The 19063-nt window shown below is 41.2% G+C and carries 21 protein-coding genes; 13 read left to right on the forward strand and 8 right to left on the reverse strand.

Going from position 1 to position 19063, the window contains the following annotated elements:
• Positions 1-78: 78 nt before the first annotated feature.
• From tnpA to tnpC, 3 genes are all read left to right on the forward strand, one after another.
• Positions 79-447, forward strand: a complete 369-nt coding sequence (gene tnpA, locus AC1ECB_RS26725; protein WP_485666584.1) for an IS66 family insertion sequence element accessory protein TnpA — start codon at positions 79-81, stop codon at positions 445-447.
• Positions 441-797, forward strand: a complete 357-nt coding sequence (gene tnpB / locus AC1ECB_RS26730) for an IS66 family insertion sequence element accessory protein TnpB (RefSeq protein ID WP_485666585.1) — start codon at positions 441-443, stop codon at positions 795-797. The genes tnpA and tnpB overlap by 7 nt, the downstream gene beginning before the upstream one ends.
• Positions 798-886: 89 nt before the next feature.
• Positions 887-2470, forward strand: coding sequence for an IS66 family transposase (gene tnpC / locus AC1ECB_RS26735; RefSeq protein WP_485664464.1), 1584 nt, complete (start codon positions 887-889; stop codon positions 2468-2470).
• Between the two features lie 138 nt (positions 2471-2608).
• Here tnpC and AC1ECB_RS26740 read toward each other — a convergent pair whose 3' ends face one another.
• The 3 genes from AC1ECB_RS26740 to AC1ECB_RS26750 form a co-directional block, all read right to left on the reverse strand.
• Complete coding sequence (locus AC1ECB_RS26740; RefSeq protein ID WP_485664417.1) at positions 2609-2932, reverse strand: hypothetical protein; 324 nt, start codon at positions 2930-2932, stop codon at positions 2609-2611.
• Positions 2933-2966: 34 nt separating this feature from the next.
• Positions 2967-4132 (reverse strand): IS3 family transposase gene (locus AC1ECB_RS26745; protein WP_485669255.1). Its coding sequence is split into 2 segments (ribosomal slippage): positions 2967-3859 and positions 3859-4132, totalling 1167 coding nucleotides; the frame shifts between segments, so codons are not numbered across the junction.
• Between the two features lie 21 nt (positions 4133-4153).
• Positions 4154-5239 carry an IS1634 family transposase gene (locus AC1ECB_RS26750; RefSeq protein WP_485666586.1) on the reverse strand — a complete coding sequence of 362 codons (1086 nt, stop codon included), beginning with the start codon at positions 5237-5239 and terminating at the stop codon, positions 4154-4156.
• 247 nt (positions 5240-5486) lie between these two features.
• On the opposite strand from AC1ECB_RS26750, the gene AC1ECB_RS26755 reads away from it, so the two are divergent.
• The 4 genes from AC1ECB_RS26755 (at position 5487) to AC1ECB_RS26770 (ending at position 8146) form a co-directional block, all read left to right on the forward strand.
• Positions 5487-6359 (forward strand): tyrosine-type recombinase/integrase, encoded by an 873-nt coding sequence (locus tag AC1ECB_RS26755; RefSeq protein ID WP_485665399.1) that lies wholly within the window; start codon positions 5487-5489, stop codon positions 6357-6359.
• Positions 6356-6850: an IS91 family transposase gene (locus AC1ECB_RS26760; protein WP_485665400.1), complete on the forward strand. Its 495-nt coding sequence runs from the start codon at positions 6356-6358 to the stop codon at positions 6848-6850. Before AC1ECB_RS26755 ends, AC1ECB_RS26760 begins: the two co-directional genes overlap by 4 nt.
• The gene (locus AC1ECB_RS26765; RefSeq protein WP_485666587.1) at positions 6802-7506 is read left to right on the forward strand and encodes an IS91 family transposase; all 705 of its coding nucleotides are present in this window, start codon (positions 6802-6804) and stop codon (positions 7504-7506) included. The genes AC1ECB_RS26760 and AC1ECB_RS26765 overlap by 49 nt, the downstream gene beginning before the upstream one ends.
• A 280-nt stretch (positions 7507-7786) precedes the next feature.
• On the forward strand, positions 7787-8146 hold the full coding sequence (locus AC1ECB_RS26770; protein ID WP_485666588.1) for a M20/M25/M40 family metallo-hydrolase: 360 nt from the start codon (positions 7787-7789) through the stop codon (positions 8144-8146).
• Between the two features lie 169 nt (positions 8147-8315).
• On the opposite strand, the gene AC1ECB_RS26775 is transcribed toward AC1ECB_RS26770, so the two are convergent.
• Together AC1ECB_RS26775 and AC1ECB_RS26780 are read right to left on the reverse strand one after the other, a co-directional pair.
• Entirely contained in the window at positions 8316-8519 is a 204-nt protein-coding gene (locus tag AC1ECB_RS26775) for an ATP-binding protein (protein WP_485666589.1), read from the reverse strand.
• A gap of 907 nt (positions 8520-9426) precedes the next feature.
• Positions 9427-9993 carry a hypothetical protein gene (locus tag AC1ECB_RS26780; RefSeq protein ID WP_485666590.1) on the reverse strand — a complete coding sequence of 189 codons (567 nt, stop codon included), beginning with the start codon at positions 9991-9993 and terminating at the stop codon, positions 9427-9429.
• A gap of 750 nt (positions 9994-10743) precedes the next feature.
• Between AC1ECB_RS26780 and AC1ECB_RS26785 the strand changes: the two genes are divergently transcribed.
• The 5 genes from AC1ECB_RS26785 to AC1ECB_RS26805 all read left to right on the forward strand — a co-directional run bounded on the left by AC1ECB_RS26785 (position 10744) and on the right by AC1ECB_RS26805 (position 16294).
• Positions 10744-11952: an alpha/beta hydrolase family protein gene (locus tag AC1ECB_RS26785; protein ID WP_485666591.1), complete on the forward strand. Its 1209-nt coding sequence runs from the start codon at positions 10744-10746 to the stop codon at positions 11950-11952.
• A 376-nt stretch (positions 11953-12328) separates the two neighbouring features.
• Complete coding sequence (locus tag AC1ECB_RS26790; protein WP_485666592.1) at positions 12329-12613, forward strand: hypothetical protein; 285 nt, start codon at positions 12329-12331, stop codon at positions 12611-12613.
• 454 nt (positions 12614-13067) lie between these two features.
• Entirely contained in the window at positions 13068-14651 is a 1584-nt protein-coding gene (locus AC1ECB_RS26795) for a hypothetical protein (RefSeq protein ID WP_485666593.1), read from the forward strand.
• Between the two features lie 672 nt (positions 14652-15323).
• Positions 15324-15509, forward strand: a complete 186-nt coding sequence (locus tag AC1ECB_RS26800) for a hypothetical protein (protein WP_485666594.1) — start codon at positions 15324-15326, stop codon at positions 15507-15509.
• 305 nt (positions 15510-15814) lie between these two features.
• Complete coding sequence (locus AC1ECB_RS26805; RefSeq protein WP_485666595.1) at positions 15815-16294, forward strand: hypothetical protein; 480 nt, start codon at positions 15815-15817, stop codon at positions 16292-16294.
• Positions 16295-16511: 217 nt separating this feature from the next.
• Here the strand turns inward: AC1ECB_RS26805 and AC1ECB_RS26810 are convergent, their stop codons facing one another.
• The 3 genes from AC1ECB_RS26810 to AC1ECB_RS26820 form a co-directional block, all read right to left on the reverse strand.
• Positions 16512-17078: a hypothetical protein gene (locus AC1ECB_RS26810; protein WP_485666590.1), complete on the reverse strand. Its 567-nt coding sequence runs from the start codon at positions 17076-17078 to the stop codon at positions 16512-16514.
• Between the two features lie 600 nt (positions 17079-17678).
• Positions 17679-17825 carry a hypothetical protein gene (locus tag AC1ECB_RS26815; RefSeq protein WP_485666596.1) on the reverse strand — a complete coding sequence of 49 codons (147 nt, stop codon included), beginning with the start codon at positions 17823-17825 and terminating at the stop codon, positions 17679-17681.
• Between the two features lie 74 nt (positions 17826-17899).
• Positions 17900-18052, reverse strand: coding sequence for a hypothetical protein (locus AC1ECB_RS26820; protein ID WP_485666597.1), 153 nt, complete (start codon positions 18050-18052; stop codon positions 17900-17902).
• A gap of 347 nt (positions 18053-18399) precedes the next feature.
• On the opposite strand from AC1ECB_RS26820, the gene AC1ECB_RS26825 reads away from it, so the two are divergent.
• Positions 18400-19050: a hypothetical protein gene (locus AC1ECB_RS26825; protein ID WP_485666598.1), complete on the forward strand. Its 651-nt coding sequence runs from the start codon at positions 18400-18402 to the stop codon at positions 19048-19050.
• Positions 19051-19063 lie beyond the last annotated feature (13 nt).

Raw genomic sequence — 19063 nt, forward strand, 5'->3', positions numbered from 1 at the left:
GACAATAGGTCCAAGAGAATCACATAGAGTTTGTTGGAGTCATTTGGATTCTTAGAAACTCGCAGGAGGTCTACTTTTATGAGCGTACAGAAAGTGACGCATGAAGTTCGATTGGAGAAATGGCGCAATATTGTTACGGCTTGCCGCAACAGTGGCAAAACCATTAAAACGTGGTGCAGCGAAAATAACATTAACGTGAAAACATACTATCATTGGCAGAAACTTGTATGTCAGGAGACTTGCCGGGCAATTTCGGTAAGTCTCCCTGTCTCCAGCGAGGCTGTTCCCGTACAGGGTTCGGTATTTGCAGAAATGAAGATGCCTAAGCATCGTGCGGAAACATTGGCTATCACGATTGAGCGTAACGATATGCAAATCCATGTCTATCAAGGCGCTGATATGGTAACCGTGGAGGCTACGCTTCTGGCACTGAAACATTTATGTTAGGTGATATATCTAAAATCGAACATATCTTTCTCGCCTGTGGCCACACCGATATGAGAAGATCTATTGATGGTCTGGCAGCGACCATACAGCAATGCTTTCACCTAGATCCGTTCTCCAGCAGTCTGTTCCTGTTTTGCGGCCGTCGGCGTGATCGAATCAAAGCGCTCTTTTGGGATGGCGATGGCTTTGTACTTTTGTATAAACGGCTGGAGAACGGAGGCTTTCAGTGGCCAAAAGATGAAAAAGAGGTCAAACACATTACGCCACAACAGTTTCGTTGGCTAATGGAAGGGTTAAGCATTCAACAGCCGAGGGCGCATAAAAAAGTCGATAAAATACAAATCGTCTAATTTGCTGAAAGTCCTAAATATCCTGCAAAATCAATGGATTTAACGGATTTTTCATGGAAAAAAGCCATAAAATATGGTATAATTATTACATGAAAATTCTAGTGAACGGTACTAATACACAAGAAGAAATGATCTCTGTTTCTCGTACTGAATATGAGGCACTAAAAATACAAAATGAGGAACTGACTCAACAGGTCAAGTGGCTGATGGAGCAAATGCGTCTTTCCAAACAAAAACAGTTCGGCTCCTCCAGTGAAAAAAGCAAATACGATCAGTTTAATCTTTTTAACGAGGCGGAGGCAACAGCAGATGAACGGGTGCCCGAGCCTGAATTGACTGAAGTTCAGAAGCATTATCGTAAGAATGTCAAAGAAAGAAAAGAGACCATTCCTGCCGATTTACCAATAGAGGTTGTCGAGCATTTTTTACCGGAACATGAACAGGAATGCCCGGAATGTGGTTCAAAACTGCATATTATGGGTAAAAATGTCCGTCGCGAATTGAAGATCATCCCGGCCAAGGCAGTTATCGTAGAACATATTGACTATGTATATGCCTGCCGCGACTGTGAAGTCAATTCATGCAGCGTGCCTATTATCAAGGCACCAATGGACAAGCCGGTAATCAAAGGAAGCTTTGCTTCTCCAGAAGCAGTTGCTCATATTATGACACAGAAATTTGCAAATGGAATGCCATTGCATCGCCAGGAGCAAGATTTGAGCCGTATGGGCATAGCTCTTTCCAAACAAACTATGTCTAACTGGCTAATTCGGTGTTCTGAAGATTGGCTGGAGCCAATCTATGATGCCTTTAAAGAGCTACTTTCCATACAGCCAGTGCTCCACGCAGATGAAACCATTTTACAGGTACTTCACGAGCCGGGCAAATCTGCGCAAAGCAAAAGCTACATGTGGCTGTATAGAACTGGCGGGTGTGCTAGTATACCTATTGTGCTGTGTGATTATCAGCCAGACCGGAAGGCAAAGCATCCTTTAGAATTTTTGCAGGAGTTTAGCGGCTACCTTCATACGGATGGTTATGCCGGGTATCATAGCTTGCCGGAGCGAATCGTCATTGTGGGCTGCTGGGCACATGCCAGAAGAAAATTTGACGAGGCGCTAAAAGGCCTTTTGGAAAAAGACCGAGAAGGCTCTGGGGCGCAACGTGGCAAACAATATTGCGATAAGCTATTTACTATTGAGCGCCAACTAGCTGATTGTACACCGGAAGAACGCTATAAAAAGCGTCAGGAACTGGCAAAACCAGTGCTTGACGAGTTTTTGTCGTACCTTCATACAGTAAAGGCATCTACCAAGAGCGGATTTGGCAGAGCCGTGCACTATACGTTGGAGCAATGGAAATATCTCGAACGATATCTACTGGACGGAAGGCTGGAAATCAGTAACAATCGCGCCGAGCGCAGCATTAAGCCGTTTGTGATTGACCGCAAAAATTTTCTCTTTGCCAACACACCGCGAGGAGCTAAAGCCAGCGCAGTTGTGTTTAGCATAATAGAAACCGCAAAGGAAAATGGGCTCAATCCATATGCCTACCTGACTTATATTTTTAAAAACGCACCCAACTGGGATATACGAAATGATGTTGAGGCACTACAACGACTAATGCCCAGTTTTGTTCCAGATTACTGTAAAACTAATGCCGTTACCAAATGACTTGTTGTCAAGGTGACGGCATTTTTGACGCTTACCTTCTTCCAATATAAAAGTACTTTTCTTACTCGGATTGGGGCGTCCCCCGCAAAATAGACAGGAAAAACCCAAGAATTTCTCAATATCTCAAAGCCATGCTCATTATTTCAACAAAGTCACTAACTTTTTTCGTATCGACGCGATAATTTTCCTGATTTCGCTACGACTCATCCCGGCTAAATCGAGATCAAATTCTATGTCGTCTACGAATATGTCGCCCATGGCCCAAATGTCCGACTTCTTTATCGTCCAACCTTTGATAAACTTGTGCTTGGGAGGCGATCCGGCCTGACGATAAGATTCAAGTAGCTTGAAATCAAACGCCGTATCGGTTTTGAGCTTGCGTTTTATTGTTCGTATAAACATGATAACAACCTCTTGTGAAATATAGTCACTACAGCCGATGTTTATAGTCACTACAATCATCAGTCTCTACATTCGCAATGTTTTGCACAATTGCCTACGCCGCCAAGGCGATTGAATAATATTCTTCCGGAGTTAGATAGCCGTTGGTTTCATGCAAGCGCTGTCGGTTGTAAAATATTTCAACATATTCAAAGACGGCAGCTCTTGCCTCATCTCTTGTCTTAAACCGATGCTCATTGAGCCATTCGTATTTCATTTTCCCCCAGAATGACTCCATTGGCGCGTTGTCCCAGCAGTTTCCCTTCCGCGACATACTGCAAGTGAACTTATATCTTTTCAGCAGCTTTTGGTAGTCGTGGGAGCAGTACTGGCTGCCTCGATCCGAATGAAGTAATACGTTTTCTGGCCGGCCCACCCGAAAATAAGCGCTCTTCAAAGCGTTTATCACTAGTTCTTTCGTCATTCTATCCCCCATAGATAAGCCTACTATCTTCTGTCCGCAAAGATCCATTATTCCAGCAACATATAGCCAACCTTCCTCAGTCCATACATAGGTAATATCGCTTACCATCTTCTGATTAGGTTTTTCTGCTGTGAACTCACGATTTAAGAGGTTTTCAGCTACCGGCAGGGTATGGTTAGAATTCGTAGTGGCCTTAAACTTCCTGGCTACTTTCGAGCGGATTCCTTCTTGTTTCATGATTCGTTCGACCCGCTTATGGTTTACATGATTGCCGAGTCGTCGTAGTTCCCGGGTCATCTTCCGGCTGCCACAGGTCCGATTCTTTCTTTCATGAATTTCTTTGATTTTTTCAGCTAATGCTTGATTTTCAAGCGTTCTATTGCTTGCCGGGCGTTTTTCCCATGCGTAATAAGCGCTTCTTGCAACAAAGAGCACTTCACATAGCTTCGCTACCCGATATTCATGGCGGTGTTCTGCGATAAACTCGAACCTTTTTACTTGAGGTTCTTGGCGAAGTACTGCGCCGCCTTTTTTAAAATCTCATTTTCCTCCCGCAGCTCACGAATTTCTCGTTCCAGCTTACGCATCTTTTCATCATCGTCGCTGAGCTTGCCGCTGCCGGGAAAAGGATTTACCGGTTTTTCACGGTGCCGCTTTATCCATCCGTGCATCGTATTTTCATTAACCCCAAGATCAGCAGCCACTTTAGCGACCGATTCACCCGTCTGCTCCAATCGTCGAATTGCTTCCATCTTATATTCTGCGCTGTACTTCTTAGCTTGCTTCATCTTTTCTATCCCCTCTCTGATATCAGTATACTATGTGTTTCTACTGTCCATCAAACGGGGTACGCGGCAGATTTCTTTTTTTCCGTCCTTGTCCTTACCCTCGTATTCTTCTTCGAACAGCTTGTATCTGTAGGTACCCTGTTCGTTTGATGTCCATCCACTTTGATCAAACAGTTTTTCATTGTAGCGTTGTCCTTTTTTCCCTTTTATTATCTGCGAAAAGACAAAACCGTCACCGTTGTTCACAATTGCGTTGATATTCTTCGAAGAGTTGAGGCCTTTATCGGCAACTACAATCAGTCGTCCTAACCCGTACGAATCCTTGACATCCTTCATTGTCGGCTGAAGCGTAAGGGAATCACTTGTATTTCCTGGGAACATCGACATATTGACTGGTAATCCGTTGGAATCCATAAACAACCCCATTGCGACAATAGGGTCAGTGCGGTGTTCTTTCGATACGCCTCTTTTTCGCAGATCCTCTTCGCCATTTGGGAAATCGATCTCGAAGAAATAATTAGTCACATCATAGAATGCATAGGAAAGGTCTCGACCGATCGATTCTTTAACACGTTCGTTTAAATGCCGTTGCAACTCCACCTCAAAATCTGCGAAGTGGTCAAGCGACCTGTAGACATCTGGCAATGTAAAATCGGTGCACATCCCGTAGAAGCCGTCCTTCAATTGGCATGAGGCGCGTTTTGAATCTGGATGAAGAACTCTTGCCAACACTAAGAATTTAAAAATGTCGCAGGGTGAATACTCCACCCGAAACTTGCGTGATTTCTCAAAGTTCTCGATGAATGAATTGATTTCGAGCAGATTATAAACGGCTTCCAGGAACTTGTATCCGTAGTTCTGTCGCCGATTTTCTTCACCATACATCATCGCATTAGCTGCAACTTCGATTCGTAAGGGAACAGTATCTTTAAAGTTATCATCGAATTTCACTACCATAGCCATGAAAGCTTCGGGATCTGGCTGATCTTCGAGATAACCAAAACTTTTAATCGTACGCTGCTTTGTGGGTAGCCCTGGTCCAGGGCGATACCCTTCGACAACACGGATGTGAGTCTTAATAACGCCGCCACGCTTTACACGATCTTTTTTAATCATTGAATATCACCTCATTTACATTATAGCATATCTGTAGCATAACATAAATAAAAACGCATAAAAAAATGCGGAAGTCCGCATTTTACAAGTAGATTATTTCACTCTGTCTGCTCTCTATGTTCTGCTAACTGTAAAAGTCGGGTTATACCATGTCTTAAGATTGAAATACATACGTTTTTTAACACAGCTAGAGCTCCTCCTGATGCCATGAATTGGCTTCACAAAACCCAAAAAATCAGGAGGTAGTATGTCTATGCAACAATATAAACAAGAGATTGAGCTATACTTTGAACTTAAAGGAACTCCGGAATCTTCACGAGAATCCTATTTGCGAAGAATCTTTGCCTTCATCAATTATATGCAAAATCAACACAAATGCATGGAAAACGTTACAGATAGTGATATCCAACAATATATCCTCTATCTCAAAAAGGAAAAGGGTCTGTCAGCGGGAACCATCAATTGTTACATTTCTGCTGTCAAATTCTTTCATACCTGCATCATAGGTAAAGAGTGGAACCCCTTAAAAATTCCCCGGATGAAAAGAATACGTAAATTTCCAGTCATCCCACCTAAACAAGATGTACTGGCAATATTAAATAAAGCTGCGAATCTAAAGCATAAAGCTATTTTAGCATTACTATACGGTAGTGGCCTCAGGGTCAGCGAAGTAGCTAAATTGAAGATTTGTGATATTTGTAGTAAAAGTATGCGCGTACGGGTAGAAAACGCCAAACATAATACAAATCGATACACCATCTTATCAGAACTGGCCCTTGATGTATTGCGAAAATACTTCCGGGCATATTTTTCAAGCTACCAAATGGACGATTGGTTGTTTCCAGGACAACACAAAGGTGAGCACATTAACGTTAAGTCCATCAAAAATACCATCATTAAGCTGCGCAACCAGTTGCAAATGGACCAGAATATTTCTGCCCATACGCTTCGGCACTGTTTTGCTACACATACATTAGAAGATGGGGTCGATCCCGTGTTTATCCAGCAAATGCTGGGGCATAAAAATCTTCAGACTACAATGACGTACCTGCATATGACATCGAAAAGCCTTATGGGCATTAAGAGTCCTCTTGATACTGGAAACAGCAACCCCAAATGACTACTGTACAGGATGTTTTCCTTAAGTTTTATCCCCAGTATGAACAAAGCTATGCTCCATATATACAACAAGCCAAAGCCGTTAGTGACATCATGCGCTGCAGGACAGCAGCTTTAGGTGGTCATACGTTTGAATGCGAAGAATGTGGTCATATAGTTGTTCGTTACAATTCATGCCGGAATCGGCACTGCCCTTTGTGTCAGGGTATTAATAAGGCAGTTTGGGTAGACGCAAGAAGCAAAGATATCCTCACTGCCCCTTACTTCCATGTTGTGTTTACCTTACCATCACAGCTTCAGCCATTGGTTTATCAAAACCAGGAATTGCTTTATGGCTTGTTGTATAAAGCGGTAGCCCAAACCTTGGCGGAACTTTCCCAAGATACCAAATATCTTGGTGCACAGATCGGCTTTTTTCCTTGCTGCATACCTGGGGACAAGATTTGCACTATCATCCGCACATCCATACTGTGGTATTGGCAGGTGGACTAACCAAAAACAATCAATGGCGAAACAGCAGCAAGAAGTTCTTCATTCCAGTAAAGGTGTTAGCTAAAAAGTTTCGAGGTAAATTTCTTCACCACATCAAGCAATACTACCGCCAAAACTTGCTGATGTTTTATGGAGATGCCCAGAAATATCAACAGCCAAAATGTTTCCGGGATTTACTCAAACAGTGTTATGCCAAAAACTGGTACATTTACTCTAAAAAGACTTTTTCCGGACCACTCGCTGTTGTCCGATATTTGGGGAGGTACACGCACCGGATAGCCTTATCCAATACGCGCATTGTCGCCATGGATGAACATACGGTGACAATTACCGTAAGAGACTCTAACGACAACAACCAGACAAAAACGCTAACGCTCAGTGGCGTTGAATTCATCCGGCGATTTTTACTGCATGTACTTCCCAAAGGTTTTGTCAAAATCAGGCATTATGGACTCCTTGCCAACCGAAACAAAAAGACCAAGCTGGAACTAAGCAGAAAACTAACGTTAAGTCCAACCTACAAACCAAAATTTGAAGGTCTTACAACTGTTGAGATTCTATGCATTCTTGTAGGCCGGGATGTAACGAGGTGTCCTGTATGTGGAAAAGGTAAATTACAGGCAAGCTATTCGTTACCCAAAGAGGCATCGCCTTAATAGTTGCAAAAATTGAATAGATACTGCCAAGACCCGTTTGTGGGGAGGGGGAAGGTATGTCCAATCAAGACAAATGAAGCCCAATTTATTACAAATCAGCAAAGTAAAGCACAAAAAATGTACGAAAACAGAAAAAATTAACGATCAAAAACCAAGAGAAAAAGATTGAAATTCCATAGCTGGGCAGCCCGCGACTTCATTCTTCTGAGGCAATCAAAAATTTTGCGCGTAGATAGTTTTGTGGCTCAACTGGCAGCCGGGAGCTGTTAATTGAGCCTTTTTGCGCGCAAAACTTCCGATTGATACCTTCAAGAACCGTCCCGGTGCTTTCCCACAAAACCGGCGCGGTGTCCAAGCCGAAGTAACGATATTGGCTGATGAAAAGCCTGTGGAATTTTCCCGGAAAATAGTCGAATTTCTACATGATATAGCGAAGCGGCAAAAGTCTTCTTGTATGCTGCTGCCCAGCGGAACCCGGCATGATGCCATGCATATGGCAGCTATTGCCCCAACAGGTATGATCTTTGTACCTTGCAAAGGCGGATTTAGTCATAATCCTGCAGAATGGGCAAGTATTGAGGATATTGCTGCCGGAACGAGGTTATTATTTGAAGCAGTTGTCAAGTTGGCAGCAGAGTAGGTCACACTAGTTTTATGCTTACTTTTAAGATTCGCTTGGTGAAGGTTTTACATACACCACCCGCGTTCACTGATAAATATTGTTGGGGATTAGAAATCTTGTAGAGACCGTTGTACCCGATAAGTCTGAATCAATAACTATTCTAGCCGCCTGATATCTCCTAGCAATGCTATAGCAAACAGCCAGGCCCAGTCCCTTGTGACTTAGTAGTAAAAAACGGCGTACCTATGTTACCAAGTACTTCTTCGAATATTCCGCTACCATTATCCTGAACCTCCAAACCCACTTCCCTGTCCACTTTAAAAATCTTGATACTTAATGTTCCGTTTGAGCTAATTGCTTCAAAACCGTTTCTTGCCAAGTTTAATATCAACTGTCGGGGAACTTTGGGGGTCAGGCTTGCTTTAATAAAAAAAATGACTTATCTGAAATGACAGTACCACCGTCCATGAGCATTCGGTTACGGGAATTAATTCTGCCTAACCGGCTGCTTTTTATCTTACAAGGGACGGTGTAAGTTTCTTAATAGAAAGCCAATCTTTTTACTTTCATGTACTTGCAATTTATGTAAAATAGTACTAATATTAGTAATAGGTGGAAATTAAAAAGTAAAGTCGCCGTGTCCCATAGGTGCGGCAACACCTATGGGCACGAGCAGGTGCATACACACCTACACGTAACAGCGAACTGTCCACGACGACAATCTTATTATACCCGGTTGTTAGCTGAATTACAAGTTTTGACAGTTGGGGTGTAATGATTGACGCGGAAGGCAGATGGCTGTGCGACTGCATGCAATATTCGATGGTATCATATCTTGATACAGGTTTGGCAGAACACGGTGACGGGTTCTGTTATTTTGGTTGTTTCCTGTATAAGCAAGGGGACGGAGGAACTGTCTTGAGATTAAGACGATACCACCGTCCCCTTGTCCGCCGAGAAACAGAAGACGACCCTTGCCCCAAATTTCGGGATGAGGAGGGAGTGTAAAATTAAGTGTGTAAGTTCGAAAGAACTTACACACTTAATTTTACACTCCCCGATGCTTCCTAAATAAGGCATAGGAGCAAGGGAACCGTCTCTATGCTTCCCGCCTATGCTTCCCGCCTATGCTTCCCGCCTATGCTTCCCGCCTATGCTTCCCGCCTATGCTTCCCGCCTATGCTTCCCGCCTATGCTTCCCGCAGCCCTTCTACCCGGAAGGCTGGAACGTGAGTTCCGCCTCTACTCGACTCCGTATCCTTTAAGCAAAGAGGGAATTATCTCTGAACTATATACCCTCAATCTTTTGGTGCTTCATCACTGCCTTCTTCATTTAGCTTTGGGAGCTTTTTTGCTACAGCAGGATAAAGGAACCTGCGTTGCTCGTGTTCCATTGGGTTTACACTTTCAAAGTTATCGTCAATTTTTGTTAGTTTTAGATAACCCCAGGTGGCTATGATATACCATGGTATAAACGGAATAATCGAGTCAAATAATCCGTGCGCAAGAGATAATACACCCAGTTTCGTAATCATTTGGCAAAATAACATACTATAGAAAATCCCCATGGTCGTGTATATATAAATATACACTTTTTTCGTAGGTAAATGATAAAAATATATTATAAAAAACAATGTCCATGCGACAGGAGCCAAAAAATGTATTCCCATCAAACCAAATGGCTCATAGTTTATATATTTAAATTCTCCAAAAAGGTTCGCTATACTAACAATTATACCATCAAAAAGCCCCCCGAAGATAATCCCGTAAATTGATAGCCGACGTATTTCTTGTCTGGGTACAAGTGCTAAAACAATCCCGGCAAAGACAGCAGTGTAAATAAAAGGGATTAAGTTAATTGCCATCAGCAAACCTCCTCCAGCCGTTATTATTTCCGTAGCCACTATGCATTATGTATTACACATCGTAGACATTGGGGACGTCAGACTGTGCGAAAACAGAAATCACTAACTTTAATTCTCCACTTTAGCATCAAAAATTGCCTAGTTCGAGGCTTCAAGAAGATAAAATTAGATCGAAAACGCCATTCATTCCCCACTTTTAGGTGAATATTAAAAGGAATGCATGGTTTTTGCACAACCTGACGTTCCCGTTTTGTCATCTTTAACTTGAGACAGTTGTGTAACAAAAAGGAACGTCCCTGTTGTCCTGTTTAAGTGGCCTGACCTCATGCCCTTATGACCTCCTTAAACGATGATTTTGATGTGTCTGGAAAGAAAAATTTATCAGAGAAAGAAATACGACGCAGGATATTGCAATGTATAGAGGGAAGGGAACCCCATGAAGTATTCGCATGGCCTAAGCCGGAAAGAGATGCATTATTTAGGCGGTTAAAAGAAAAGGAATGCCTATCGATTCGCCAACCTGAGAGGGCGACTGGAATATCTCGTGGCGTTGTAGCAAGATGCTGACAAAACGGGAACGTCCCCTAGTGTCCTCCTAGTGTCCTCAATATCTACATATTTAGGACTACAATTTCAGAGGCAGGGACTCAAAACCCTTGATTTATAATGACTTGGAAAAATATGTCGCCAAACATGGGATATATAGTACAGAATTTAGTCAGTACTTGATAAGAAAGGATGAGTTTTCGTATGAGAATTAAAATGATACTATCGGGAATATCTGCAATCCTGCTTATAATCTTAGTGTATGGCGCTCCTTTTGCCAGGGCTTTTCCCAAGCCGGATGGAGAATTCAATGTAGGAAGAACTTCCGCTCACTGGATTGATAGCGACAGACAAGAACTATTAGGCGGCAAACCGGGGGATAAACGAGAGTTAATGGTTACGATCTGGTATCCCACTACTGATACTAACAAACCTGGCGCGGAGTATATGCCTGAACCTGATCGCAAAGCCTATGTAGCGATAGAAGGTAGATCTATGCTGAATATGCTTAAATCTCGTGTCAACGCTATTGAATCGACAAACGTCGCTGATAATGAGCAACAGTACCCCGTAGTGTTTTTTTCACCTGGTTATGGTATGACAAGATATCTATATACGGCATTTATGGAGGGATTAGCAAGTCATGGCTATGTCGTTGTTGCGGTTGACCATCCTTACATTCGCTCTCTCTCAACAATTTTCCCCGACGGCAAAATAGCGAAATTATTGGAATTAAAAAACGATAATAATTATTTAAAGAATTTTGATCTTCAATTCCGGACGTCCACTCAAGATATGGTCTTTGTCATTAATCAGCTTACACAACTCAATGATAATCGACAAAGCATATTTTATAAAAAACTGGATCTCAGCAAAATTGGCGCGTTCGGACATTCTTTAGGCGGAGCCACTGTTGCCGAAGCTACATGTCAGGATTCACGTATAAAAGCTATTGTAAGTCTGGATGGCAATTTGAATGGCACTGTTTTGGAAAAAGGGATTAAAGTCCCTGCCATGTTCTTATGTTCCAAGGATTTTTATGATCTTGATATAAATGTTGACGAGAAAAAACTTAAAGAACTTCTTAAAAATATAATGAAGCCGGAACAGTTTGGCCAAGTTATCAAGAGCATCAGAATGGGTGCGGAACAAATTAAAAAAAGTACGCTAGCAGGTGGAGCAACAATTGTCATTGCAGGAATGAAACATTTGAATTTTTCTGATCTACCCACTTACTATGAACAGAATAAACTTTCTGATAACGATATAGGCACAATCAATGCAGATAGAGGTTACAAAATCGTTAATGCTTATATGCTGGCCTTTTTTGACACTAATCTCAAAGGCTTGAATTCTGAATTATTGAAAGGAGCGTCACTATCCTATCCGGAAGCCACTTTTATAAAGTACTAAGTGGGTACGTTAAATACAGGGTGTCAGAAACAAAGGGTGACGGTTCTGTGCGCCAAGAAGCGCACAGAGTATAGCGGGTGGGAGTCCCGCCTGAGAAGGCTTAGACAGCCACTCAGTATCTAGCCTTGGGACTGAAGCGGTAACGCCAGGTCTAAGCGTAGGCAAGAAAGGTAGTAGGCAGAAAGCGAAAGCTGAAGATGTAGAGCCCCGAAATCCCCAAATGGGTAGGTCGATGCCTTAGAACCAGCAGAAGACAACACTGAGTTTGGCGATAAAAGGCGAGCTGAATTCAGCTCCCCGGGGTCAAAGGTCTTGGCATGCTACACATCATTACTCTGTGTGAACTTGGGAGACCCTGCCGCCCTCTAACGAGAGTATGGCGTATAAGACAAGGGGACGGAGGAACTGTCTTGAGATTAAGACGATACCACCGTCCCCTTGTCCGCCTTTCAGTTCAAGTGTGGTACTTGCACCTGCGCGCCCTGCGGCTGTAACAGTAGGTAGTATGGGGCGTACGGAAATAAATTACGCGATAAGTAAAGGAAAGAAAATTATTGCAGTAGATACGGGTGCTACCGATAACGTTGCTACATATTGGAAAGAAAATGATATATCAGTTGTAGCGTGTCGCAAAGATAGTATCGAAAACGAAATAGGTTAATATTCCCAAGGTGTGAAAATTAAAGTATTAAGTATTGACCTTTGGACAGAGTGTCAGAACGACGTTCCTGACTTTGGAAACTGATCAATATCTTATTTGAACAAAAGTATAATTGATATGCAATAAATAATTTAATCTAATTATTTTGTTCATAAACAGTCTGAATATATGTACAATATCTATTTTTTTGATGATTTTGATCAGATTATTTTGTAATGTTACAATTATTTCATTTTAATAAAGTCATGAATAAACACCACCTTGAATTTAATTTTGGGGTGGTGTTTTATGTTTGTTTAATAACTATTTTGGGCAATAACGAAAATCACTTCCAAATTTATGTCGATTGGCAGGAATTATATGTATTTGAGGGGAAGTAATATATTTTAATGAAGATGTGTGAGGCGGGAGAAACCGCCCCTTGACTGGTTCCCGTCTAGTCTGGAGGAATGAAATGACAAATCAGATTAACTCCGTGTTTCTAAAGATGTCTCGTCGAGCTGAATTACTAGATAGATCATACTTAGTTGCCTCATTTGTAGATGCAGGTCCAATTTTCACTCTTTTATCAAGTATAGATCATCAAATATTGTTTGGTAGACGCGGAACAGGGAAGACTCATGCTATGGCTTATTTAGCTGAGTTTATGAAATCTAAAGGTGACGTAGCAGTAAATATTGATATGCGAACTCTGGGGTCGTCTGGTGGAATTTATTCAGATCCCACAATCTCAGTTGGCGAAAGGGCAACAAGGCTCGTGATGGATACTCTAGCAGCATTGCATGATCAAATTCTCAATTTTGCTCTTGAAAATGATTCTGAATTAGATTTATCGAAGATTGGGCCTATGTTGGATAGATTTGCTGAATCAATTACGGAAGTAGCTATTACAGGTATTGTTAATCAAGAAGAAACCATTAAAGCTGAAACAAAGGATAATAGTGAAACTGAGTTGGAAATTCACATTTGTAAACCTAGTGTTGATATGCAATTAAAGAGTGCCAATGAGCAAAAAAATACTACTGAAAGAAAGATTGTACGAACTGGTGAGGAGCGGCATCGCATACATTTCGGAAAGGTCAGAGCAGCTCTAGATGGAATTGTTAAAGCTATTACGCCTAAAAGGGTATGGTTCTATTTAGATGAGTGGAGTGAGGTGCCGATTGATTTGCAACCATTTCTATCGGATTTGCTTCGCCGCACTATATTTACAATTCCTGGGATAACAACTAAAATAGCGGCAATAGAGCAAAGGTGCATGTTTAGAAGAGAAATGAGTGATGGTACATATATTGGAATAGAAGTTGGAGCTGATATTGCAACAAGTCTAAATTTGGATGAGTATATGGTTTTTGACAACGATGCAGAAAAGGCAAAAGAATTTTTTAAGGAGTTAATTTTCAAACATGTAGCATCAATTGTTGAAACTAATGAAGGGAATTTTCCGGCAAACAGCAATGAATTGATACAGAGTGCATTTACCCAGAAAGGTGTTTTTGATGAATTTGTTAGGGCAGCAGAAGGGGTTCCTAGAGATGCGATAAATATAATAGGGATTGCAGCCCAGAAAGCGAATAATTCCTTAATATCAATAAATGACATAAGGGTTGCAGCAAAATTATGGTATAATCGCGGGAAAGAATCCGCGGTATTGGCTAAACCGGAAGCACATATGTTGTTGAGAAAAATAGTTGATGAGGTAATTGCACATAGAAGGGCAAAAGCATTTCTAATTAGAAATGACGTAAAACATTATTTAATTGATTTCTTATTTGATGCTAGGGTTATACACCTTATCAAACAGGGGATATCTGCCCATGATCAACCAGGTATTAGATTTAATGTATATGCCATTGATTATGGATGTTATGTTGATTTAATTAACACAACACGTGCCCCTCAATGTTTATTTGAGATTGAAACTGAAACTGGGGCCGAAATTGTGGACGTTCCTGCCAATGATTATCGATCAATACGGCGAGCTATATTAAATGTTGAGGACATTGAACGGTTAAGTAGTACAACAAATACTGCGTGAGTCAGTTGGGAACTTTGGGGGTCAGGCTGTGCTTTAATAGAAAAATTGACTTATCTGAAATGACAGTACCACCGTCCCTATAAACATTTCCGGTTACGGGAATTAATTCTGCTTAACCGGCTGTTTTTTAGCTTACAAGGGACGGTGTAAGTTTCTTAATAAAAAACCAATCTTTTTACCTTTATGCCCTTGCAATTCATGTAAAAGAGTACTAATATTAGTAATAGGTGGAAATTAAAAAGTAAAGTCGCCGTGTCCCATAGGTGCTAGAACACCTATAGGCACGAGCAGGTGCGGAGACACCTACACGTAACAGCGAACTGTCCACGACGACAATCTTATTATACCCGGTTGTTAGCTAAATTACAAGTTTTGACAGTCGGGGTGTAATGATTGACGCGAAAGGCAGATGGCTGTGCGACTGCATGCAATATTCGATGGTATCATATCTTGATACAGGTTTGGCAGAACACGTTGACGGGTTCTGTTATTTGGGTTACTTCCTGTATCTTGATACTGTTGCAATAATCGATTAGGATCGCATGTGTAGGGAGAAATAATCCTGCATATGTGATCCTTTTTAATTTCCTCCTGTAAAATTCCCATTCATGGGTGATTACAGGAGGGCATAGAAGCCTCCAAATAAAATAAGGAGGGTGAGTTTAACTGACTATGAATATCAGAGACCTGGATTTTAAGAAACAAGAGACTGAGCTATATAATGAAATTTGGCAACTATCTGAAGAACTTGATCGGCTGGATAAAGAGGGAAAAGATACAACAGATACTAGCCAAAGATTTAGGGAGGTATTGGAAGAATTTATGTTATTCAGGCAGCAGGAAGCAAAGACCCGCTAGTTAAAGTCAAAACCTAAACCATAGCTAGACAGTAGGGACGCTTCTCTTTTTGCAACTTTATCAAGAGAAACAGTGTTTCCCTCCCCGTGTTTCCTCTCAATTGAGAGGCGACTTGTTTTAGGTAACCTTTTCTAAAATTATTCTAAAATTAGGCAGATATAATTCAAAAAGGTACTAAAATTTATATTCTAGGAAAAGCGAGGGGGTATAAATAGAAAAATTGAATGAAGCCGTAAAACATTGCCTATTAATTTTTCCGTTGGGCAAATTATTGTACATAGTGGAATGAAACCCAGCTAAAGGAGATGATTATCTTGAAAAGGCTATCTATTTTGGTTTTGGTTACTTGCCTCTTTGTTACTGTCTCAGGAACTGCTTTTGCCTGGAGTGACCGCTCGGAAGGCCGTCCTGAGCAAACTCTAAGACAAATGATGCATATCCCTAGTTTATCTGTTTGGCATAATGATAAAAACAAATTTCATCTAAAGTCCACCAACTTGCGCGGTCAGCAGGTATTTACAGGTGTTATTCGTACTGACGGACGTTTTCATGATATAGAGGAGAGAGACCTGGAAAACGGCGATTTTGTTAGAGTTGACCGGCAACGTGATACCATCCGCTTTCGCTTAACCGGCCGCGGTATTGACGAAATTAGCTTTATAGTCAGAGGCGGCGATGTTGTTAAATTTGATTTGTATAAAGACGGCGAGGAGATGCCCCGCGAAAATATATTTATCGGCAAAGAGGGCTGGCATCCTCGAGACAATCGGTTTACATTAAGATAAATTATAGCAATACCCGGCCTTTTAGGGAGGCCACTGAAGACTTGTGGTAAAGCTCAAAGAGTACGAAACAGAAGACGACCCTTGCCCCAAATTTCGGGATAAGGGGGAGTGTAAAATTAAGTGTGTAAGTTCTTTCGAACTTACACACTTAATTTTACACTCCCCGATGCTTCCTATTTAAGGTATGGGAGCAAAGGAACCGTCCCGATGCTTCCCATCAATCTTTTGGTGCTTCATCACTGCCTTCTTCATTTAGCTTTGGGAGCTTTTTTGCTACAGCAGGATAAAGGAACCTGCGTTGCTCGTGTTCCATTGGGTTTACACTTTCAAAGTTATCGTCAATTTTTGTTAGTTTTAGATAACCCCAGGTGGCTATGATATACCATGGTATAAACGGAATAATCGAGTCAAATAATCCGTGCGCAAGAGATAATACACCCAGTTTCGTAATCATTTGGCAAAATAACATACTATAGAAAATCCCCATGGTCGTGTATATATAAATATACACTTTTTTCGTAGGTAAATGATAAAAATATATTATAAAAAACAATGTCCATGCGACAGGAGCCAAAAAATGTATTCCCATCAAACCAAATGGCTCATAGTTTATATATTTAAATTCTCCAAAAAGGTTCGCTATACTAACAATTATACCATCAAAAAGCCCCCCGAAGATAATCCCGTAAATTGATAGCCGACGTATTTCTTGTCTGGGTACAAGTGCTAAAACAATCCCGGCAAAGACAGCAGTGTAAATAAAAGGGATTAAGTTAATTGCCATCAGCAAACCTCCTCCAGCCGTTATTATTTCCGTAGCCACTATGCATTATGTATTACACATCGTAGACATTGGGGACGTTCCCGTTTTGTCATCTTTAACTTGAGACAGTTGTGTAACAAAAAGGAACGTCCCTGTTGTCCTGTTTAAGTGGCCTGACCTCATGCTCTTATGACCTCCTTAAACGATGATTTTGATGTGTCTGGAAAGAAAAATTTATCAGAGAAAGAAATACGACGCAGGATATTGCAATGTATAGAGGGAAGGGAACCCCATGAAGTATTCGCATGGCCTAAGCCGGAAAGAGATGCATTATTTAGGCGGTTAAAAGAAAAAGAATGCCTATCGATTCGCCAACCTGAGAGGGCGACTGGAATATCTCGTGGCGTTGTAGCAAGATGCTGACAAAACGGGAACGTCCCTAGTGTCCTCACTTATCTGAAATGACAATACCACCGTCCCTATGAATATTGGTTGATAGTTGAATAATTAAAGCATTCTCCCTGTCAGGGAAGCAAAAAGAACGTCCTTGCTTCCTTTTAGGGTAGGACTTAGATCCGAGGTGGTCTGTCTTACGTAAAATAAAAATCCCGCAAGGCGGGATTAGGAAGGGAAACCGAGGTTAAGCATCTCATCCGGTAAACTATTTTTTAGGTTTCCTGCAACATTTTCGACTATATCCTTGTCTTTTTCATGCGTAGGTATAGAATCATTGTCAGATTCAGTTACAACTGTCTCTTTGTCAGTCAAAGGAATCACCTCAAATATTTTAGTTTTAAGATTGGTTTGAGTTCGCAGTAGTCTCCATGCCGCGAGTTAGTGCATTAGTATCTTTTAGTAGTATCGTTATTGGAGGCTGGTTTTGGCGGTTCCACTTTCTTACGAATTGTCGACCTGTCGCTTCGTTGCTCCGATTGACAGGAAGTCTTATCAACGCAGACTTCATGCACTGACTTATCGCGTAAATTATCTGTCATGTCGCACCTCCGTTGTTAACCATTTTCTATCATAGTTTAAACTATTTAATGGGGTATTATGTTGTTGTTTATAGAAAATTTTTTTGCTGTTCCGGCAGAAGAAATGAAAGGTGTCATGGGGATGAGGGTGGTGACAATGAAATGCGGTGTCAGCACCCTGTCCCCCGTTTTCACGGATTGCCTCCATCATAAAAACGCCTAAAGTAGCCGGAACTTTGCCGGTTGTGCTTTAGGCGTTTTTATAAAATGTTATATGTATTTTTATAAAAATTTTATAAATCGTTTAAAGCCGCTTTATATTGCTTCCTTATAATAAGCTCATAACAACTCAAGGAGGTTATTATAAGATGAATAAAATCAAATTATTGTATGATGTAGTCAGCACACTGAGGGAAAAGGATGTTTTGCGGGGGGTAGCAACAGGCCAAGTACAAAAAGACCAAGCGCAAATTTTTTATGTAAAAAACGAATTCGAAAAAAATCTGCTGACTAAGCAGACTAAGGCCAATATCGCTACTGAAGTAGATTATGAGGGCAAGCAAGTAAAACATCAAAGCATTACCGAATTTACCAACCATTGTCACGGTAGCCAGCATCATAAACTATTTAAGTATATGCATCCTGGCAGTTGCGGAGGCCTAAAGCAAAAGCTTACGATACTCACTTTTGCATTGCAGATTTTAAACAGCCTTAAAGCGGAAGAGCAAAGCGATAAGACTACTCTTGTTACCTTGGAGATAACTGAGCTGCCCGAAGATATTAAAGCTTTACTCCAGGAAAGAATGAGTTCCACTGATTCCTGCCATAACCACGGCCCCCATTGTTTTGTGAAAGAACTTTGCTCTATAGAAAAAGGCAATTTCTCCTTGGCAATGTCTGTCAACAAAGACAATGAAATTGAGAAGATTGTGATTATCTTTGAAGGCACACAGCATAATGAGCAAGACGAAGAGCATAGTTTAAGCATCAACGCTGAATTACAGCTTAACGAACAATAAAATTATTAGTGTC

This window comes from Sporomusa sp. 246TCP1 (assembly GCF_057319775.1).

Coding starts and splice junctions, on each gene's coding strand:
- AC1ECB_RS26825 (WP_485666598.1), top strand. CDS start 18,400: ATGAATAAAATCAAATTATTGTATGATGTAGTCAGCACACTGAGGGAA.
- AC1ECB_RS26740 (WP_485664417.1), bottom strand. CDS start 2,932: ATGATTGTAGTGACTATAAACATCGGCTGTAGTGACTATATTTCACAA.
- AC1ECB_RS26760 (WP_485665400.1), top strand. CDS start 6,356: ATGACTACTGTACAGGATGTTTTCCTTAAGTTTTATCCCCAGTATGAA.
- AC1ECB_RS26785 (WP_485666591.1), top strand. CDS start 10,744: ATGAGAATTAAAATGATACTATCGGGAATATCTGCAATCCTGCTTATA.
- AC1ECB_RS26795 (WP_485666593.1), top strand. CDS start 13,068: ATGACAAATCAGATTAACTCCGTGTTTCTAAAGATGTCTCGTCGAGCT.
- AC1ECB_RS26755 (WP_485665399.1), top strand. CDS start 5,487: ATGTCTATGCAACAATATAAACAAGAGATTGAGCTATACTTTGAACTT.
- AC1ECB_RS26780 (WP_485666590.1), bottom strand. CDS start 9,993: ATGGCAATTAACTTAATCCCTTTTATTTACACTGCTGTCTTTGCCGGG.
- tnpB (WP_485666585.1), top strand. CDS start 441: ATGTTAGGTGATATATCTAAAATCGAACATATCTTTCTCGCCTGTGGC.
- AC1ECB_RS26800 (WP_485666594.1), top strand. CDS start 15,324: ATGAATATCAGAGACCTGGATTTTAAGAAACAAGAGACTGAGCTATAT.
- AC1ECB_RS26750 (WP_485666586.1), bottom strand. CDS start 5,239: ATGATTAAAAAAGATCGTGTAAAGCGTGGCGGCGTTATTAAGACTCAC.
- AC1ECB_RS26805 (WP_485666595.1), top strand. CDS start 15,815: ATGATTATCTTGAAAAGGCTATCTATTTTGGTTTTGGTTACTTGCCTC.
- AC1ECB_RS26790 (WP_485666592.1), top strand. CDS start 12,329: ATGGCGTATAAGACAAGGGGACGGAGGAACTGTCTTGAGATTAAGACG.
- AC1ECB_RS26820 (WP_485666597.1), bottom strand. CDS start 18,052: ATGACAGATAATTTACGCGATAAGTCAGTGCATGAAGTCTGCGTTGAT.
- AC1ECB_RS26810 (WP_485666590.1), bottom strand. CDS start 17,078: ATGGCAATTAACTTAATCCCTTTTATTTACACTGCTGTCTTTGCCGGG.
- tnpA (WP_485666584.1), top strand. CDS start 79: ATGAGCGTACAGAAAGTGACGCATGAAGTTCGATTGGAGAAATGGCGC.
- tnpC (WP_485664464.1), top strand. CDS start 887: ATGAAAATTCTAGTGAACGGTACTAATACACAAGAAGAAATGATCTCT.